Annotated in this window: 19 protein-coding genes; 18 read left to right on the forward strand and 1 reads right to left on the reverse strand. The window is 34.7% G+C overall.

The window, feature by feature from the left end; genetic code table 11:
* Positions 1–8: 8 nt before the first annotated feature.
* From QY331_07810 to ftcD, 8 genes are all read left to right on the forward strand, one after another.
* Entirely contained in the window at positions 9–305 is a 297-nt protein-coding gene (locus tag QY331_07810) for a cell division protein ZapA (protein ID WKZ71151.1), read from the forward strand.
* 243 nt (positions 306–548) lie between these two features.
* A complete protein-coding gene (gene rny, locus QY331_07815; GenBank protein WKZ71152.1) occupies positions 549–2114 on the forward strand; it encodes a ribonuclease Y in 1566 nt (521 codons plus the stop codon).
* A 98-nt stretch (positions 2115–2212) separates the two neighbouring features.
* Entirely contained in the window at positions 2213–2818 is a 606-nt protein-coding gene (coaE, locus tag QY331_07820) for a dephospho-CoA kinase (protein ID WKZ71153.1), read from the forward strand.
* 90 nt (positions 2819–2908) lie between these two features.
* Positions 2909–3808, forward strand: coding sequence for a proline dehydrogenase family protein (locus tag QY331_07825; protein WKZ71154.1), 900 nt, complete (start codon positions 2909–2911; stop codon positions 3806–3808).
* Positions 3809–4843: a tRNA (adenosine(37)-N6)-threonylcarbamoyltransferase complex transferase subunit TsaD gene (gene tsaD, locus QY331_07830; protein WKZ71155.1), complete on the forward strand. Its 1035-nt coding sequence runs from the start codon at positions 3809–3811 to the stop codon at positions 4841–4843.
* Between the two features lie 52 nt (positions 4844–4895).
* Positions 4896–5951: an endolytic transglycosylase MltG gene (mltG, locus tag QY331_07835; GenBank protein ID WKZ71156.1), complete on the forward strand. Its 1056-nt coding sequence runs from the start codon at positions 4896–4898 to the stop codon at positions 5949–5951.
* On the forward strand, positions 5921–7597 hold the full coding sequence (locus QY331_07840; GenBank protein WKZ71157.1) for an Ig-like domain-containing protein: 1677 nt from the start codon (positions 5921–5923) through the stop codon (positions 7595–7597). Before mltG ends, QY331_07840 begins: the two co-directional genes overlap by 31 nt.
* Positions 7598–7620: 23 nt before the next feature.
* On the forward strand, positions 7621–9450 hold the full coding sequence (ftcD, locus tag QY331_07845) for a glutamate formimidoyltransferase (GenBank protein ID WKZ71158.1): 1830 nt from the start codon (positions 7621–7623) through the stop codon (positions 9448–9450).
* Positions 9451–9526: 76 nt separating this feature from the next.
* On the opposite strand, the gene hutI is transcribed toward ftcD, so the two are convergent.
* The gene (gene hutI / locus QY331_07850) at positions 9527–10768 is read right to left on the reverse strand and encodes an imidazolonepropionase (protein ID WKZ71159.1); all 1242 of its coding nucleotides are present in this window, start codon (positions 10766–10768) and stop codon (positions 9527–9529) included.
* Between the two features lie 141 nt (positions 10769–10909).
* Between hutI and glgA the strand changes: the two genes are divergently transcribed.
* The 10 genes from glgA to QY331_07900 all read left to right on the forward strand — a co-directional run bounded on the left by glgA (position 10910) and on the right by QY331_07900 (position 20684).
* Positions 10910–12403, forward strand: coding sequence for a glycogen synthase GlgA (gene glgA, locus QY331_07855; GenBank protein WKZ71160.1), 1494 nt, complete (start codon positions 10910–10912; stop codon positions 12401–12403).
* Between the two features lies 1 nt (position 12404).
* Positions 12405–12971 (forward strand): HAD family hydrolase, encoded by a 567-nt coding sequence (locus QY331_07860; protein WKZ71304.1) that lies wholly within the window; start codon positions 12405–12407, stop codon positions 12969–12971.
* Between the two features lie 10 nt (positions 12972–12981).
* Entirely contained in the window at positions 12982–14160 is a 1179-nt protein-coding gene (locus QY331_07865) for a hypothetical protein (GenBank protein ID WKZ71161.1), read from the forward strand.
* Positions 14161–14165: 5 nt separating this feature from the next.
* Entirely contained in the window at positions 14166–15404 is a 1239-nt protein-coding gene (locus QY331_07870; GenBank protein ID WKZ71162.1) for a hypothetical protein, read from the forward strand.
* A 20-nt stretch (positions 15405–15424) separates the two neighbouring features.
* Positions 15425–16663: a tetratricopeptide repeat protein gene (locus QY331_07875; GenBank protein ID WKZ71163.1), complete on the forward strand. Its 1239-nt coding sequence runs from the start codon at positions 15425–15427 to the stop codon at positions 16661–16663.
* Positions 16664–16678: 15 nt separating this feature from the next.
* On the forward strand, positions 16679–17977 hold the full coding sequence (gene glyA, locus QY331_07880) for a serine hydroxymethyltransferase (protein WKZ71164.1): 1299 nt from the start codon (positions 16679–16681) through the stop codon (positions 17975–17977).
* A gap of 8 nt (positions 17978–17985) precedes the next feature.
* Positions 17986–18747 carry a twin-arginine translocase subunit TatC gene (gene tatC, locus QY331_07885; GenBank protein WKZ71165.1) on the forward strand — a complete coding sequence of 254 codons (762 nt, stop codon included), beginning with the start codon at positions 17986–17988 and terminating at the stop codon, positions 18745–18747.
* A complete protein-coding gene (locus QY331_07890) occupies positions 18734–19714 on the forward strand; it encodes a polyprenyl synthetase family protein (GenBank protein WKZ71166.1) in 981 nt (326 codons plus the stop codon). The genes tatC and QY331_07890 overlap by 14 nt, the downstream gene beginning before the upstream one ends.
* A gap of 223 nt (positions 19715–19937) precedes the next feature.
* Positions 19938–20507: a cytochrome c3 family protein gene (locus QY331_07895; GenBank protein ID WKZ71167.1), complete on the forward strand. Its 570-nt coding sequence runs from the start codon at positions 19938–19940 to the stop codon at positions 20505–20507.
* 9 nt (positions 20508–20516) lie between these two features.
* Positions 20517–20684, forward strand: coding sequence for a hypothetical protein (locus QY331_07900; protein WKZ71168.1), 168 nt, complete (start codon positions 20517–20519; stop codon positions 20682–20684).
* The last annotated feature ends 2 nt before the right edge of the window (positions 20685–20686 follow it).

The following is a 20686-nucleotide window of genomic DNA, read 5'->3' on the forward strand; positions in this document are numbered from 1 at the left end:
GTGATATAATGACCGAAAAAAAGAAGCTGAAATTAAAAATATTTGATAAAGAATATTCTCTCTTAGTAGAAAACGAAGAAATTGCTACCGAGTTAGCTAAGTATGTTAATAATGTAATGACCGAAACTAAGGAAGAATTGCCTGATCAACCAACTGAAACTATCGCAATTATTGCATCGCTTAACATAGCTTATGATCTCTTTGTTGAGAAAAATAAATTTAGAGAATTCAGTATACAGGCTACAGATAAAATCAAAAAAATTAAGCTTCTTTTAAACGACTCCGAAGTTATATCCTCTCCATAATATTTTACGCCGCATAACCGGTTGGACAAAAGGAAGAACTAACATTATAACAACCAGGGTTATTGACTCACGGCGTGTATTACAGGCCTCGGTAAGTTCCGAATAACATCGGGATGAGTCACCATTTGGTGGTCAGTGGAAGTAAAAAGCGTCGGGCAGTTTCCCGCATTGTCCATTTGAGTTCTTCTCTTTTGAAAAACCGGCTCTGTGCGGCTCCTTATATATCCGTATAGTGGAGGAAACATGGTTGTGGAATTATTACATATTATTGCTATTGCTGCAGCGCTAATTCTTGGGTTCTTTATTGGCTGGTTTTTCCAAACTAAAATTGCTGCCAATACTGTTAAAAGTGCTCATGAAGCTGCAAAGAAAATTGCTGAAGATGCTGAAAAAGAGGCTAAACACTTAAAACGAGAAAAATTACTCGAAGTAAAAGACGAATGGCTTAAGAAAAAACAAGAGTTCGATAATGAAGTAAATAATAAAAAACAGAAATTAGGCAACTTCGAAAAGCAATTAGAAAAACGAGAAGAGAACCTCGAAAAGAAAATTGAAGTAGTTAATCAAAAAGAAAAAGAATTTAATACAAAAGAAGCTCAACTTAATGCTTTAACCAAAGAAGCAGAAAAGAAAAATGCAGAGCTTGAGCGTTTGATCCTCGAACAAAATATTCGACTAGAAAAAACTGCGGCATTAACGGCTGAGGAAGCTAAAAAAATGCTCATGGAAAATATGGTCAACGAAGCAAAATCTGATGCTTCACAAATGATAAAGGATATTCGAGATCAAGCCAAAGTGGAAGCAAAAAAAGAAGCTCAAAAAATTGTTGTTCAAGCAATTCAAAGAACTGCGGTTGATCACTCGGTTGAATCAACTGTTTCGGTTGTACAAATTCAGAACGATGATATGAAAGGTAGAATCATTGGACGAGAAGGAAGAAATATCCGCGCGTTTGAATCAGCAACCGGCGTTGATGTTATTGTAGATGATACGCCCGAAGCCGTTATCCTTTCGGCATTCGATCAATTCCGAAGAGAAGTTGCTCGACTTTCTTTGGAAAGATTGATATCCGATGGAAGAATTCATCCCGCAAGAATTGAAGAAGTCGTCGAAAAAGTTAAAAGCGAACTCGAAGAAGAAATTGCAAAAGATGGTGAAGCGACATTAATGCAATTGGGAATTCATGGCGTTCATCCTGAATTGACCAAAGCAATCGGTAAAATGAAATACCGTTCTAGTTACGGACAAAACTTGCTTCAACATTCTATTGAGGTTGCTTATTTAACCGGAGTTATGGCAGCTGAACTTGGTTTCGATACACACATTGCAAAAAAAGCCGGTTTAATGCACGATATCGGTAAAACATTAGATCGAGATGTTGAAGGTCCTCATGCTTTACTTGGTATGGAGATGACTAAGAAATATAAAGAACATCCTATTGTTATTAACGCAGTTGGTTCTCACCACGAAGATATCGAAATGGAACATCCGATTTCTGCATTAGTGCAAGCCGCAGATGCTATAAGCGGAGCAAGACCTGGCGCAAGAAGAGAACCTTTAGAAAGTTATGTTAAGAGATTAGAGAATTTAGAAAATCTCGCTAAATCGTTTGAAGGTGTTGCTAAGACTTATGCAATCCAAGCTGGTAGGGAAGTACGCGTTGTTGTTGAACCTGATAAATTAGATGATGATTTATCGGATCGTTTATCATATGATATAGCTCAGAAAATTCAAGAAGAAATGGAATACCCGGGACAAATTAAAGTCACAGTTATTAGAGAAGTAAGAAAAATTAATTACGCAAAATAGTTTTAGGTTATTAATCATATAATGTCATTCCCGCATGATTTAAGCGGGAATCTACATTATGCTTAGATGGATTCCCGACTTTGCGGGAATGACAATACATGCCAAAAAAACTAAAAATTGCAGTAACCGGCGGAATTGGAACGGGCAAATCATCCGTCTGCAAAATATTTCAATCTCATGGCTATCCGGTTCTGTATGCCGATCAAATTTCAAAAGATATTCTCTCCACTGACAAAATAATCCAGCAAAAAATAATTGAAGAATTTGGTTCTAAATCATTTATCGATGGAGAACCCAATACCAAATTCTTATCAGAAAAAGTTTTTTCGGATTCTCAAAAAGTTAAGAAGATCAATTCAATTCTTCATCCCGCAGTTATAAATGTAATTAATAAGAAAATGGATGAGGGATTAACAAAATCAAACATTGTCTTTGTCGAAGCGGCATTAATTTTTGAAGCAAACATGGAAGATCTATTTGATTATGTGTTGGTCGTCAGTGCATCAGAGCAAGTAAAAATCGAGAGAGTTGTTAATTCCAGAAAGATGAATGAAGAAGAAGTAAAAAAGATTATCAATAACCAAATTCCGGATGACAAAAAGAAAAGTGCCGCAGATTTTGTAATTGAAAACAATGGAACTGAATCGGATTTAGAGAAAAAAGTAAATTTTATTCTGATGGTTATCAAATCACTAAAACAATAAAAAAATATTATTATAAGAGATAATAGGGTCTTAACTTGCTTTATGAATTACGTTCATATATTTTTGATAGTCCAAAATTGAGGTGTATTCGTGAATCCACTTAATATTGCTATTGTACAATTTGTAAAGTTACTCCCGAAATCGATAGTTCACATTTTTGCTAAAAAATATGTTGCTGGTGAAAAATTAGAAGATGCGGTACGTGTTGTTAAGGAATTGAATGCCAAGGGTATTGTCGCCACGATGGATGTTCTTGGTGAAGCTATTAAATCTAAAGTCGAAGCTGCGGAAACAAAATCTCAGTACTTTGAACTTCTGGATACAATTCAAAAAAACAAACTTAATTCCAATATTTCTATTAAACCAACCGCACTTGGTTTGGCGATTGATGTGGATTACTGCAAAGAATTGATCATCGAGATAATAGAAAAAGCTAAATCAATGGACAATTTTGTGCGGATCGATATGGAAGACTCGCCGTTTACTCAAACAACCATTGATATGTTCAAGGAGTTACGCGAAAAATATTCGAATGTTGGAATTGTTCTCCAATCATATTTAAGAAGAACATATGACGATGTTGTTGATCTAAATAAAATCGGAACTAATTACAGATTATGTAAAGGTATTTACATAGAACCGGTAGAAATTGCATTCAAAGGAAGACAGGAAGTTAGAGATAATTTCATGAAATCTCTGGCAAGAATGTTCGATGACGGAAATTATGTGGGAATTGCAACCCATGACGAATACTTGATAAATGAATCTTACAAACTGATCGAAGAAAAAAAGATTTCCAAAGATAAGTATGAATTTCAAATGCTCTACGGTGTAACAGAACATTTAAGAGATAGAATTAATGCCGACGGACATAAAATAAGAATATATGTTCCTTACGGTGAACAATGGTATGCTTATTCGATCAGAAGATTACAAGAGAATCCATCCGTTGCTTGGTATATAACTAAAAGTATTTTTTCTTTTAAGTAGATGAATGTATTAGGAATAGAAACTTCGTGTGATGAAACTTCTGTTGCAATTATTAGTAATGGACGGTTAAAGGCAAATCTTATATCCTCGCAAGATTTCCACAAATTTTACGGTGGTGTTGTGCCGGAGCTTTCAAGCCGAGCACATTTACAGATGGTGAATCCACTTCTTAGAAATGCCTTATCCGAATCAAAACTTTCACTAAAGGATATTGATTTAGTCTGTGCAACTGCCGGTCCGGGTTTAATCGGAGCATTGTTGGTAGGATTAACATTTGCAAAGGGTCTGTCTCTTTCACTTGGAAAACCTTTTATCCCGGTTAACCATATAGAGGGACATATATTCAGCGGATTCTTGATGAATGAAAAACCGGAATTCCCTTATTTGTGTTTGGTTGTTTCAGGCGGACATACTTTGTTATTAATAGTTAAAAATGAATTAGAAATTATCAAATTAGGTTCAACAATTGATGATGCTGCCGGTGAAGCGTTTGATAAAGTTGCTAAAATGCTTGGCTTAGGTTATCCCGGTGGTCCGGCACTACAAAAAGCCGCATCGCTCGGTAATGAAGATGCCATTGATTTCCCGATTGCTCAACTAAAAACAGAATTTGATTATTCATTTAGTGGATTGAAGACAGCAGTTCTACGATATTTACAGAAAGAACACAATAATAATTTAGAAAATATTTCTAATGAAGAATTAAATAACATTGCGGCTTCATTTCAAAAAGCAGCTGTCGAAGCATTAGTAAGAAATGTTAAAAAGGCAATCAGCCAATTTGAATTAAAAGCTATATCATTAGTTGGCGGAGTTGCGGCTAACATGAAATTGAGAAATTCGTTGGAAATCACTGCAAAAAAATCGAATCTAAAATTTGTGGTTCCGGATATTCAATATTGTGGTGATAACGCGGCAATGATTGCGTATCGAGGTTTTACTCTTCATAAAAACGGTAAAAGTTTTGACTTAAATGCAAACGCCTATCCTTCCATCCTAGATGGAACTTTCATTGAGTATCAACCACATCGGTAAAAAGTAAATTATTTACTATATTTTGCTTCTCAAAATTCAACAATAGTTTATAGTGATACCAAAAACAGACGAAACTCATACACCCAAAAAATTTTCTGTAAACGAAATCTATCTAGTTGCTGCATTCTTTGGATTTATACTAGGATTTCTAATCATAACTTTTTTTACACCAAATTATTACAGCAGGACTGCTCCGGTTGAATTAACTGTAGAAGAAGGATCATCTTTAACTGAAGTTATCGATTCACTATGTAAATATGAAGTTATTCCGAGCAGATTTAACATGAAAATTGCCGCATTCTTGTATGGTGCGGAAAGAAAAATCAAAGCCGGTAAATACAATATTCCAAACGGTTTAAGTTATCTTCAACTTGTTGATTTGTTGGTTGACGGCTCACCGGTTGCTCAAAAACTGGTTACCATCCCGGAAGGAGTTTGGCAAAATAAATTAGCCGGAATTTTACAGAGAAATCTGAATGTTGATTCAACCGAATTTATGGACTTAAGTTATGATCAATCATTTCTTAGGAATCTAGGAATAAAATCGGTGTCGCTTGAAGGTTATCTTCTTCCTGATTCATATTACTTTTTGAGTGATATATCAACAAAAAATATCATTCGTAAACTTGTAAATGAATTAAATAAATTTTTTGACGAAGAGAAAAAGCATAGAGCTCATGAACTCGGCCTTACAATGCATGAAGTTCTAACTCTAGCATCAATTATCGAGGCCGAGACAAGTATTGCATCCGAATTGCAGACGGTTTCCGGTGTATATCATAATAGATTGAAAAGGGGAATGCTGCTTCAAGCCGATCCTACAGTTCAATTTTTAATTCGAAACAGAAAAAGACCTATTGTTTTGTTAAAGGATTTAGAATTAAATTCACCGTACAATACTTATAAAAGAGTCGGATTACCTCCGTCACCGATAAATAATCCCGGGAAAGCTGCAATTAATGCTGCTTTGTATCCGGAAGAACATAATTATTATTATTTTGTAGCTGACGGAACCGGCGGTCATAAATTTGCGACTACGCATTCGCAACATATACAAAATGTAAGTGAGTATAGACAATGGCAGAGAGAACAACGTTTCAAAAAATAATTTTGACTCTTGCATTAGTATTGTTCCTCTATGCATGTGCAAACCAACTTCCACCTTCGGGCGGAGATGTTGATAGAATTCCTCCCGAAATCATAAATATTTATCCCGCTGATCAAACAATTAATTTTGACGAAAATTATATTGAAATAACTTTCTCGGAATATGTGAATAAAAGGTCAGTTCAAGAATCAATTTTTATCTCTCCTAATATAGATTCACGAATTGAATATGATTGGTCCGGCAAATCTGTCGATATAATTTTACCTGATACACTTCTCGAAAACACGACTTACACTATAACTATTGGAACGGAAGTAGAAGATATTAACAATCGGAATAGAATGGAGAAGGCTTATACATTTGCTTTTTCAACCGGGGATAAAATTGATCAAGGTGCAATAACCGGGACGGTTTTAGACGCTAAACCAAGCGGTGTAATGATATACGCTTACAAAGTTTTAACGGACACACTAAATCCGATTAAACAAAAACCAAATTACATAACACAATGCGGAAACGACGGAAGTTTTCGATTAACTGGTTTAGCTGATGGTCTATATAGAGTTTTTGCAATAAGAGATGAGTTCAAAGATTTTCTTTATAATCCTACTCAAGATCAATTTGGTTCACCCTATAAAGAAATTAATCTCTCCGATTCCAATGCTCTGTTTACAAATCTTAATTTCCAATTGCAGAAAGAAGATACAACAAAACCGCGTGTGTTCAACTTGACAATGACCGATCAAAATCACATTCTAATTGAATTTAGCGAAGCGATCGATTCAACTCAAATCACAAATGAAAACTTTTTTATTTATGATTCTACAAATCAACGCAAAACTGATGTTGATTATTTCTTTAAGGGAAGAACAAAAAAGAATAATTTCTTAATCGCTTTTAAGGATTCTTTGATCGAATCGGAAGGACTTTATCTTGTAACACAAAATATTATTGATCACCAGGATAATAAACTCGAATTGGAAATAACATCGTTTGTTTATAACGATGCAACTGATACAAATCATACGGAGATGCATAATTTTTCGTTCCAATATCCGAATAAGAAAATTGATTTTAAAAACAGCTATGTTACTTTTAGTTATACAGATGGGTTCGATAAATATCTTGTAAATGATGCTGTAAGAATTTATGATAAAAAGAATGCCGAAGTCGAAAAGCAAATTAAGATGATTGATGACGCATCGTTTTACGTTTTATTTAATGAATTAAAACCAAACAGTGATTATGAAATTAAAATTGATCAAAACAAATTAATTGATGCTGCAGGAAATAAATTAGATTCGGTATTTACTTATCGAGTTAGTACAATAAACAATTTGGATTTCTCCGGTGTATCGGGAAAGGTGATTGCATCTGATAAGACTAATATTGAAGTTAGATTGAATAATGTCGCTGATCCCAAAATTCAGTATTCACAAAATCAGCGTGATTTTAATTTTGAAAGAGTATTCCCGGGCAAATATCTAATCATTGTATTTGACGATAAAAACCAAAACGGTGAATATGATAAAGGTTCTGTTTACCCATTTGAAATGTCGGAAAGATTTGTATTTTATCCCGATACGCTTGACCTTAAACCGCGATGGCCGGTCGGCGATATAAAAATAAATTTTGAAAAGAATTAGTTGAATAAAATTTAAGAGGAATTATGTCAGACAAATTAATTGAATGTGTACCTAATTTTTCCGAAGGAAAGAACAAGGATGTAATTAATCAAATAACCGATGCGATCAAATCTGTTGAGGGAATAAGATTATTGGATGTTGATCCGGGTGAGGAGATGAACAGAACTGTTGTCACATTTGTCGGCGATCCGAATCAAGTTAAGGAAGCGGCTTTTAGAGGAATTAAAAAAGCTTCCGAGCTTATTGATATGAATAAACATAAAGGATCCCATCCCCGCATGGGAGCGACAGATGTTTGTCCGTTTATTCCGGTTAATGGAGTTACAATTGAAGAATGTATCCAACTTTCCAAAGATGTTGCGAAACGAGTTGGTGAAGAACTTGAAATTCCGATCTATCTCTATGAAAAGTCCGCTCAATTACCCGAAAGAGAAAATTTAGCAGTAATCAGAAAAGGAGAGTATGAAGCTTTAGAAGCTAAGTTAAAAGATCCTAAATGGAAACCGGATTTCGGTCCGACAAAATTTAATGCGAAATCCGGTGCGACGGTGATGGGTGTTAGAGAATTCTTAATCGCATATAATATTAATCTAAATACACGCGAACCAAAACATGCAACTGATATTGCTTTCGAACTTAGAGAGAAAGGACGATCTGCCCGTGAACTTTCCGATGGTTCGTTTTACTATAAAAGTGAAAACATCTTAAAATATGAAGAAGGAAAATATCCTTGCGGTCACCACGATTTTATTGGCAAATCAATCCAAGAAACAATTGAACATTGCAAAAAAGAACACGGTTATGATTTAGCCGATATTCTTGATCAACATGGAATTGACCCTTCTAAACCGGAAAGTGAATCAGTAAAGATCCCGGGCAAGTTTAAATATTGCAAAGCAATTGGTTGGATGGTTCCGGAATATAACCGTGCACAAATTTCAATTAACTTGACAAACTACAAAGTGACTTCGATGCATCATGTTCTTGAAGAAGCTAGAAGATTGGCGATGGAAAGGGGATTGGTTGTTACCGGAAGTGAAATAGTTGGAATGGTACCTTATACCGCATTATTAGAAACCGGGAAATTTTATCTTAGAAATCAACACAGATCAGCCGGGATACCAATTAAGGATATTTTGGAAACAGCGGTTCAGTCACTTGGCTTAAATGATGTTTCACAATTTAATATTGAGGAAAGAGTTCTCGGTCTTCCAAAAAATCTAGATAACCCTTTAGTAGAAATGAAAGTAACTGATTTTGTCGATGAAGTATCAAGAGAATCTCCGGCACCTGGTGGTGGATCTATTGCGGCTCTTTCCGGAGCGTTAGGAGTTTCGCTTTCATCGATGGTTGCTAATCTAACAGCAAACAAAAGGGGAAGTGAAGAAGTTGACAAAATTTTAAACGATGCCGCTGAAAGATGTCAGGAAATTAAGTCCAAACTTGTTAAGTCGGTTGATGATGATACAAATGCATTCAACCAGTATATGGATGCCATGCGAATGCCGAAGAAAACTGAAGAAGAAAAAAAGAAAAGAACTGTGGCTATGCAAGAAGGATTAAAAGTTGCTGTTCAAGTTCCTTACTCAACAGCGTTATTAAGTCTTGAAGCGATAGAGATTGCAGAAGTAGTAGCTAAACATGGAAACCCTAATTCTATTACAGACGTTGGTGTTGGAGCTCAAAGTGCTTACACAGGTGTCCTGGGTGGAATTTATAATGTGTTGATAAATCTAAAAGCTATAAAAGATGAAAACTTTGTGAAAGAAATGAAAAGTAACTGCGATGAATTGAAAGAAAAATCAATAAAGAAGTTGAACGTTGTTCTTAGCTTTGTCGAATCTAAATTATAAAAGATTTATCACCACGAAGGACACGGAGTAACACAAAGAAATACTCTGTGATTCTTTGTGCCCTTTGTGGTGAATACTATTTTTTATAAATCACTTCACCATCTTTAATTGTCATTTCGCAAATATTCTTCCCGACTTGATAAACTATATCAGCATAGTTGTTTGTATCGAATACAGAAAAATCAGCTCGCTTCCCGATCTCCAAACTTCCAACAGATTTTGATTTACTTAATGCAGCGGCAGAATTGATCGTCACAGAAGTAATTACTTCCTCAATTGATAATTTCATTTTCAATGCAGCAAGACTCATTATAAAATTTAAGTTTGCTATATGAGAAGAACCGGGATTATAATCTGTTGCTAATGCAATTGGAATTTTATTTTTAATCAATTCTCTCGCCGGTGCGTAATCATAATTGAGGAAGAATGAAACACCGGGCAAGAGCACCGCAATGGTTTTTGACTTCTTTAGTGATTCGATTTGTTCAAGTTTTAAGACCTCGAGATGATCAACACTGATTGCCTTATGCTTAATTGCAGTTTCCAATCCACCGATATTATTAAATTGCTCAGTATGAAGTTTTAATTTTAGTTTATGCTTAGAAGCTGCATTAAAGATTCTGTCCACTTCTTTAGCGGAGAAAGCAGTCGATTCACAAAAAACATCACAAAATTCAGCCAGTTTATTTTCAGCGACATAAGGAATCATTTCGTCACATATAATTTCGATATACTTCTTGCGATCTTTTTTATATTCAGGCGGAAAAGTATGGGCACCCAAAAAAGTTGCAACAATATCGATCGGAAAAATCTTATTAAGATGTTGAATTACTTGGAGTAATTTTATTTCATCAAAAAAACTTAATCCATATCCGCTTTTTATTTCAAGAGTTGTAATTCCTTGTTCAATAAAATATTCCACTCTTGGTTTAGCAATATTTACTAGCTCATCAAAAGAAGATTGCCTAACAGCTTTAACTGTAGAAATTATTCCGCCGCCTTTTTTTGCAATTTCTTCATAATCTATTCCTTCAAGTTTCATTCGGAATTCATCTGCTCTCGAGCCGGCAAATGTTGTATGTGTGTGGCATTCAACTAATCCGGGAAGAATTACTTTATTTGAAACATCAATCACTTCATCATAACTTTCTTTTTTCGCTTCGCCGGTTCTAATAAAATCTTTTATTCTTCCGTTCTCAATTTCAATGGAATGGTTTTCTAATAATCCGACATCGGATTGCTCTTTACCACGTTTCAGATTATTTCCATTGGTGTTAATTGTTAATATTTGCGCAGGATTGTAGATTAATTTTTTCATTTCTTTGCTCAGATTCGCATTTATTTATATGATAGGTTTTCTCGGTAAGTCAACATTTCGAAAAAACTTTAATATCCCACATTTTTGTCAATAAGTCAATAATTTTGTATTTTTGTATGCTAAAATTTAGGGGCACTCCAAATGGCATCTTCCAAAAAGTTAAAAATTTTATTTGTTACTTCAGAAGTAGTTCCATTTATTAAAACAGGCGGGTTAGCCGATGTATCTTCTGCATTGCCACAAAAACTTCAGGAATTAGGGCACCAAGTCAGAATTGTTGTGCCTAAATATGGTGCGATCGACGAGCGAAAATATAAAATTCATGAAGTTGTACGACTTAAAGATTTAACGACAAAAATAGGTGAAAAGGAAGTCGTTTTTTCACTTCGATCATCATTCTTGGTGGGTCAAAAGGCTCGAGTACAAATTTATTTCTTAGATAATCCGGAATATTACGGCAACCGACCAAGTTTATACCATGATCCTTTAAGCGGTAAAGAATTCGAAGATAACGATGAAAGATTTATTCTTCTTGCTAAATCTGTTTTTGAATTAATCAGTAAACTTGGCTGGATTCCGGATATTATACATTGTAATGATTGGCAGTGCGGTTTAATTCCGGCTTATCATAAAACAATTTATAAAGATGACGAAACTTTTAAGCAAATTAAGACTTTATTTACAATTCATAATCTGTCCTTCCAAGGTGAATTCCCAAAATCGTCATTCGTAAAAACCGGACTACCAAAAGAACTTAATTCTACTAAAGGTATTCTTAACGGAACAAAAATTAATTTCATGAAGAGTGGTTTATTACATGCCGATTATATCAATACTGTAAGTGAGACTTACTCCAAAGAAATCTGCAAAGATAAAGAAATAAGTTCGGGTTTACAGTCAATCTTATGTAAACGTCAAAAAGATATAACAGGAATTATAAACGGAATCGATCCTGCAATTTGGAATCCGGAAAAAGATAAACATATTGCAAAAAAATACTCTATTAAAAATCTTGATCATAAATTGGAAAACAAGAAGGAACTTGCAGAAAGATTCGGGTTTGAATATAAAGAAGATGTTCCGGTAATCGGGATGATCGGCAGACTTTCGGATTCGAAAGGACATGATCTTGTCGAGAAAGCTTTTAGTGAATTAATGAAGATGGATATTCATCTGATTATTCTCGGAACAGGTGAAAAGAAATATCACAAATTTTTTGAATCACAGATTTCTAAGTTTAAAAATAAATTCTCATGTTATATCGGGTTTGATGATGAGCTAGCCCATTTAATTGAAGCGGGAAGTGATATGTTTTTAATGCCGTCAAAATCTGAACCTTGCGGGCTGAATCAAATGTATAGTTTAGTTTACGGCACTATCCCAATCGTACGCGCAACAGGTGGTTTGGCTGATACAGTTGAAAATTTTGATGAAAAAAAGAAAACCGGTACAGGGTTCGCATTTACAAAATATGATCATAAAGAGATGATCAAAGAAATTAAACGAGCAATTAAAATATATTCAAAAGATAAAGAAACTTGGCAGAAGATCATGAAAGAAGGAATGAAACAAAATTTCACATGGTTAAATTCTGCTAAAAACTACGTAAATCTTTATCGAGAAATTATTGGCTAAAATGTCCTATCGTGCAGTATTCCTAGATAGAGACGGAACTATTAATGAAGATCCGGGTTATCTTGGTGATGAAAGCTTAGTTAAGTTATTGCCCGGTGTTGCTGAAGGTATTTTTGAACTTAAGTCAAAATTCGGTTTTAAGATCATTGTTATTTCTAACCAATCGGGAATTGCCCGCGGATTAATAACACACGAAGATGTAAAAAGAGTAAACGGAAAAATTAATAGTCTATTATCGGAACAAAATGCAGAAATAGATGTATTCTACTACTGTGAATTTCATCCTTCGTTTAGTTCTGAAAATGATGAAAATTGTAGGAAACCTTCTCCTAAAATGATTTTTAAAGCTGCTGAAGAAAATAATATTGATCTTTCCGGTTCTTATATGATAGGTGATAAATCGTCGGATGTGCTTTGTGGTATTTCTGCCGGTGTTAAATCAATACTTTTAAGTTCAGAATCAATTTCGGAAGAAATAAATAGCTTGAAAAAAGTGGGAAAAACTCCCAATTTTGTAGCTAGCGATTTTTTAAATGCAGTTAATTTTATAAAGCAAGATTTTAAATAAAGGTGACTTTTTGCAGCTTGTCAAATTTTCCTCACTCATTCTAATTTTCATTGTTTTCTTTACTTCTTGTCAAGATGATCCAACTTCTCTTGGAAAGGATTTAATAGGTGATCAATTAGAAATTCTAATAATTAGTAGCGATACCGATACATTAGCACAAAACTCTTCTTCGTTCGTTACCGATTCACTAAATTTTGGATCGGCGAGCAGAGTATTACTCGGTAATCTTGAATATGTGAAATCAACAATGCTCCTGAGATTCGGAACTTTCTTACCGGATTCAATAAGCGATGCATTAGAAGATGGATCTATTACTGTGCTTAGTTCTGAAGTAGAACTGAGACCAATTTACCGGATTGGTGATCGATCTCAAATCTTGAATTTTTCAGTCCATGAAATTACTTCTTCGTGGGGATCGTCAGGCTTTAATGCTGATTCGCTTGCTATGCTGACGTACGATCCGGTTGAGTTAACTAGTACAAAAGAAGTTACCGATTCGCTAATCAAGTTTGATGTTAATACCGCTGTTGCATTAAAATGGTTAAACACTTTAAGAGGTGATACATCTGCAACAAATTATGGGATGATATTAATTCCAACAGGCGGTAACTTATTATATGGATTTCGAGCATTCCCACTTATTTCCCAAGAGGATTCTCCTTTTATTAGATTTGTGATTCAGAATTCTGAAAATAAAATAGATACAATTTCAGCTCCGGTAGTTTTTGATGTGCATATTCCTGAAGGAATAATCCCGGCAATTTCCGAAGATAGAATTCAACTTACAGCGGGTTTAGGACAACGTGGTATATTGTTTTTCGATTTATCTAAATTACCTCCACATGTTAATATTAATAAAGCCGAACTAACTCTAAATGTTGATTCAACTTTATCTTATATCGGTTCACCGGATACTGATTCATTAAGATTACATTTATATTCTGATAGTACTAATAATGAAATTGCAAGCGACCAAAGAGGTTTGAGATTATATTTTGACGGAAAACAATTCAAAGGTGATATTGCAAGATTCGTTCAAGCTTTTGTTTCCGGTAAGGAAAATCAAGGAATGAGTTTGACTTTAAGTAACGAAATTTCCGCAGTTGATAAATATGTGGTTTACGGCAGTAAATTTGCTGATCAAACTCTTAGACCTAAATTAGTCATTTACTATAACGTCTTTAACTGAGGGAAATGAAAAATAAAATTTTAATATCGTTACTCTTGCTTAGTTCAATAATACTTGCTTCAGGTGGCTCGATCTATAGTCGTTATGGAATTGGTAATTTGTTAGTTTCAAACTCAGCAAGAGATGCCGGAACTGGTTTTTCGGGATTGGCTTATGCTCAACATGATCATATAAGTTTGTTAAACCCTGCCGGTTGGCATAAAATTGACATGACAAGATTCTCAACTGGTGTTTCCTTCACCGGATATGATATTGCTGATATGACTCAATCAACCTTTTATTCAGAGACAGATTTCAGTGGGTTTTTAATTGCGTTTCCAATTTCAAATGATTACGGAATTACTTTCGTTGGAGGTTTAACACCTTACAGCAATATTAATTATGATGTTTTATCCGACGTTGATGATCCGATTCTTGGAAAGCACACATTCGAATATTCCGGAGATGGCGGACTTTCAAAAGCATTTCTTGGTTTTTCATATAAACTCCCATTTAATTTGGCCTTAGGCGGAACATTTGATTATTACAGTGATAAATCAGAATACAAATCGTCCGTTAAGTTTGAGCAAAACACTGATTTTGCCAACACCGAGTATGTGTTTGGCTTAAAAAGTAGAGGATTGGGTTTCTCATTTGGTCTGATTTCGCCCGATTTATCACAAGTATTGAATATTGATGGTTTATCTCAGTTAAGATTAGGAGCAACTTATCAATTTGGTATGACTCTTAAAGTGGATTCTGTTGGGGCATATAATAATTCTAATGGATACGAAGATTACCTGAGCAAAGGTTTTGATCGTGAGATTCCTCACAGATTAGGTCTTGGTTTAGCATTTAACTGGAGTGAAAACTATACATTCATGGTCGATTTTGTGAATCAACCATTTTCCCAATTTAAAGAAAACAAAATCAAATCCGAGTATTTAAGGGATTTTTATCGTTATTCTATCGGTTTTGAATATCGGCACGCTTCTAGTAGATATGGTAGTACGTGGCAGCAAGTTATTTGGCGTGGCGGTTTAAGTTATGAACAAACACAGTTTATTTTTAATGGTAAGGGAATTGATGAAATGGCAGCTTATGCCGGAGTGTCATTCCCAATGGGTTTTGATAATTCAATTGACATTGGCTTGAAATATGGAATTCGAGGCACTACTGATTTTAACTTGTTGAAAGAGAATATTTTCGCAGCTTTTATAACAATCAATTTTGGCGATCTCTGGTTCATCAGACCGGAGAGGTAAACAAAATAGGGGATAAGAAATTGAAACGGACTAAAAACTTACTCGCAATAATTTTAACAATATTTAGCATAAACTCCTTGGCTCAAAACCAAGAGATAATGGCTGAATTTAGTTTGTTTTATGAATATCATAAAAACGGTGATTTCGTTAGCGCGCTTCCTCATGGATGGAATGTAGTTAATGAAAATCCTGAGCAGTTTATAAGATACAAAATCTTCACACGAATGGAAGAAGCACTTTTCTACATGTATGATAGTGTAGCAACAACTGATGAAGAAAAATCTGCCATTGCAGACACAACTCTTTATCTGTATGAAAAAGCTATTCAATACGAACCTGATAAAAAATCTTATTTCTTAGCCAAGAAAGCGTTTGTAATTGAGACTTGGATTAAACCTTCTACCGAAGAAATCATAAAAGCATATCAAGAGGCATTAGCTGAAGACCCGAATCTTGATACGTTTTATCAAGATAGACTGGGTACTATTTTGGCAAATAATGCTACTGAAGAAAATGGATACAAGTTGAAAGCGTTGGAACTGTATTCAAATTTATCTGAGAAAGAACCTGATAATGCTACATGGATTTCGAGAATTGAGAATTTAGCGGAAGATATGGATGAACTTGTTGAGATTACTTATAAATCTTGGCAGCTAGATCCTGAGAATATGGAAAAAGCATGGAAGTTTTCTAACACTGCAATGAGAAACAAAAGTTATGAACGAGCAATAGAAGGTTTGGAATTCTTAGTAGATAAAAGTCCTGATGTAATAAATTATTGGAATCAATTGGCTACAGCTTATCAAAAATTGGACATGACAGACAAAGCAGTTACCGCATATAAAAAATTGATTGATCTTCAACCTGAAAATGCAGAACACTATGTAAATCTTGCTGTTATGTATAAGAATCAAGGTCAACTTTCTGCGGCAAGATCATTTTTACAAAAAGCTTCATCAGCTAATCCAAGTTGGGATTACCCAGTTTATATCGAAGGAACACTCTATGAGCAAGCTGCAAGAAGTTGTGGATTCGATTTTATGGATAAATTGGTTTATCTACTTGCAGTTGATACTTATAGAAGAGCAGCAGCAATGGGTGGAAGTTATAGCAGCACTGCAAGAGAAAGAGTATCGGCACTTGCAAATTCAATCCCGTCACAAGAAGATTACTTTTTCAGAAAATTAAAATCTGGTGAAAGTATTAAAATCGAAGGTAAATGTTACGACTGGATAGGCAGATCAGTTACAATTCCATAAACAAGGATTTAAGAAATGTTAGAATATTTGAAGAACGATCCGGAAATTTTTGAAGTCGCAAATTTAGAATTAAATCGTCAAGAAGATCACTTAGAATTAATTGCTTCGGAAAATTTTGTATCTCTGCCTGTTTTAGCTGCGGCTGGTTCTATTTTGACTAATAAATATGCAGAAGGTTACCCCGGTAAAAGATATTATGGTGGTTGTGAATATGTTGATATGGCTGAAGAGCTAGCTCGTGAAAGACTGAAAGAACTTTTTCATGCTGAATATGTTAACGTCCAACCTCACAGTGGTTCACAAGCAAACATGGCTGTTTACATGTCATTGCTTAAACCTGGAGATAAAGTTTTAGGTTTAAGTTTAGACCACGGTGGACATTTGACTCATGGATCATTCGTGAATTTTTCCGGACAAATTTATAAATCTGTTGGTTATACGTTAAGCGAAAAAAATCAGCAACTTGATTATAATTTAATTGAAGACCTTGCGGTAAAAGAAAAACCGAAACTTATTATTGCAGGCGCAAGCGCTTACTCACGTGATTGGGATTATAAAGCTTTCAGAGAGATCGCTGATAAGGTTGGTGCATTTTTACTCTGCGATATGGCACATCCTGCCGGACTTATTTCTAAGGGATTATTAAATAGCCCAATTGATTATTGTGATGTTGTAACTTCTACAACGCATAAAACACTGAGAGGTCCGCGTGGTGGAATAATTCTTATCGGTAAAGACAGAGAAAATCCAATGGGAATTAAAACTCCGAAGGGAGATCGTACAAAATTAATGTCAGAAGTATTTGATTCAATGGTTATGCCGGGTATTCAAGGCGGTCCGTTGATGCATGTTATTATGGCTAAAGCTGTAGCATTCAAAGAAGCATTAAGCGATGATTTCAAAATTTATGCTCAGCAAGTCATTAAGAATGCAAAAAGATTAGCAGAGAAATTAATATCATATGATTTCCAAATTATTTCCGGCGGAACAGACAATCACCTTATGTTAGTTGATTTAACGAATAAGGAAATCAGCGGTAAGAAAGCTGAAAATACATTAGGTGCGGCGGGCATTACCGTTAACAAAAATATGATTCCGTTCGATAAGAAAAGTCCTTTCGTAACAAGCGGAATTAGAATAGGAACAGCAGCAGTTACAACCCGTGGTATGAAAGAAAATGAGATGGATCGGATTGGAGAATTGATAAATTCTGCATTAGTAAACCATGAAAACGAAAGTGAGTTAGCCAAAATTAAAGAGGAAGTTAAATCACTTTGTTCAAATTTTCCTCTATATCCCGAACTTAGATCATAAGTAATTAAGTGAGTTCTGAAGAAAAGAAATTAGAAGACGATGAATCACCTGAAGTCGAAATGTCTTTCCTAGATCATCTTGAGGAATTACGTTGGCGAATTCTATACTCTTTAATTGGAATAGCTGTCGGTACTGTTGTTGCTTGGATTTTTATTGATATAATCATTGATCACATCTTACTGCGTCCGGCTCAACATGCTGATATAAGTCTTCAAAACCTAAGACCTTTCGGACAATTATTCTTGTATTTTCAAGTTGCATTCATAGTCGGTATAATATTGAGTATCCCCAACATTTTTTATCAACTATGGTTATTTGTCTCTCCGGCTTTACGATCGAACGAAAAAAAATATGTAACCGCGGTTGTGGGATTTTCCACATTATGTTTTCTTGGTGGAATTGTGTTTGCTTATTTTGTGATGCTTCCGTTTACTCTGTCATTTGCAGGTAAATTTGGTTCCGAATTAATTGAGAACAACTTTGCGATTGATGAATACTTTTCCATTATTATCAGTGTGATGCTTGCAGCCGGAATTGTTTTCGAATTACCAATGATGTCGTTCTTTTTATCCAGATTAGGGTTATTAACTCCCGCGTTTATGAAAAAATATAGAAGGCATGCAATTGTTGGTATTCTAATCGCAGCAGCAATTCTCACTCCGGGCACAGACCCAATAGCTCAAGTACTTCTAGCCGTTCCGTTGGTTTTATTATATGAAATAAGTATTTTTGTTTCAAAAATATTTCAGAGAAAGAGTGTCTCAGATTAAACTTCCAGAAATAATCCTTCCCATTCAACAAGAACTCGAATCCTTCAACGATAAATTTAAATCCTCAATCAAATCTAAAGTTGGTTTAGTTGATTTAGTAACTAAATACATCTTAAAACAAAAAGGTAAAAAGATCCGTCCGGTTTTGGTTTTACTTTCTGCAGGTATAAGCGGAGGGATTTCTGATCGTTCTTATAGAGGTGCAGTTTTAGTTGAGATGCTCCACACAGCAACTCTAGTTCATGATGATGTGGTTGATGCCGCTGAAACACGAAGAGGACTACCATCGATAAATGCTGTCTGGAAAAATAAAGTAGCCGTCTTGATTGGAGATTATCTTCTTTCACGAGGATTAATGCTTGCGGTTGATGGTAATGATTTCGATTTTTTGAGAATTGTTACTGATACTGTAAAAAGAATGTCGGAAGGTGAACTTCTTCAAATTAGCAAAACAAGAAAATTGGATATCGACGAAGAAACTTATTATAAAATAATTTCTGACAAAACCGCATCGCTGATTTCAACTTGTTGCGAGATTGGTGCAAAAAGTGCAACCCAGAATGAAGGTCAAATACAAGCTATGAGAAGCTTTGGTGAAGCTTTGGGTATAGCTTTTCAAATAAAAGACGACATATTGGATTATACTGGGAAAACAAAAATTTTGGGAAAACCTCTTGGTGGTGATATCAAGGAGAAAAAAATCACCCTACCTTTGATTTATTCTCTTAAAAATGTCGATAAAAGTGAAGCAAAACGAATTATTAATCTTATCAAAAGTGAACGCAAAAAGGGCAGAATTCAAGAAGTGATTGATTTCGTTTTGACAAATGGCGGGATTGAATATGCTGAAAAAGAGGCAGAAAAGTGGATAAGTAAGGCAAAAGAAAGTCTCAATACCTTTGCAGAAAGTCAATACAAACAGTCTTTAACTGAATTAGTAGATTTTGTCGTCCAGAGACGAAACTAATTAGAAATTTAATATCTATTCTTGAGTAGATTTTCTTTTGTTTTTAATCGTAATTTTTTATTTTTCGGACTGATTAAATAAGATTATTTATCTTATCTAATCTTGATCATTAAAAAAGTCATACCTATTAATTAACAGAAAATATTTAGCATTAATAATTATTTGAGTTCCCCGAAAGGATTAAAATAACTTAATAGGAAAACGTTGTAGCTAAAGGTTACTGATGAAAAAAACTTTACTTGACTATACTCTTAAAATTCGCCTTCCATTAACATTATTTGTAGTAGCAGCAACATTCGTAATAACTTTTTATGCATCAAGAGCCGAAAGAGACGGGATTGGTTATGAACCCGAACAACCGATTGCTTTCTCACATAGACTTCATGCCGGTTTAATGGAAATCGATTGTCAATATTGTCATACCGGTGTTGAAAAGGGAAGACATGCTTTAATTCCTTCCGTTAACATCTGCATGAATTGCCACTCAGTTGCACGAAAAAATCAACCGGAAATTATTAAGTTGACAGAGTATTACGAGAATAACAAACCATTACCATGGGAACGAATTCACAAAGTTCCTGAGTATGCATACTTTAATCATAGTGTTCACGTTAATAATAAAATAGAATGTGAATCTTGTCATGGAGATGTTGCTCAAATGGATGTTGTTAAACAAGTAAAAGGATTTACAATGGGAGATTGTTTAGCATGTCACAGAAGCCCGGAAGAACATTTACCATATCTTAAAAATGTAAAAATCGGACCGGAAAATTGTGCAGCTTGTCATAGATAAGAGAAAATTATGAAAACAAAATTAAACAGACGAAAATTTTTTGCATTAAGCGGGTTTGCCGCCATCGGAACCGCATTTTTTACAAACACTCCTCTCAAGTATTTTGATAGAACAAATAGAATTTCAGTAACTAAAAAAGTTAAACTGCATCCGGATGCGGTCAAAAGAACTAAATAAGG

This window comes from Melioribacteraceae bacterium (assembly GCA_030584085.1).
Taxonomy (GTDB): Bacteria; Bacteroidota; Ignavibacteria; order Ignavibacteriales; family Melioribacteraceae; genus SURF-28.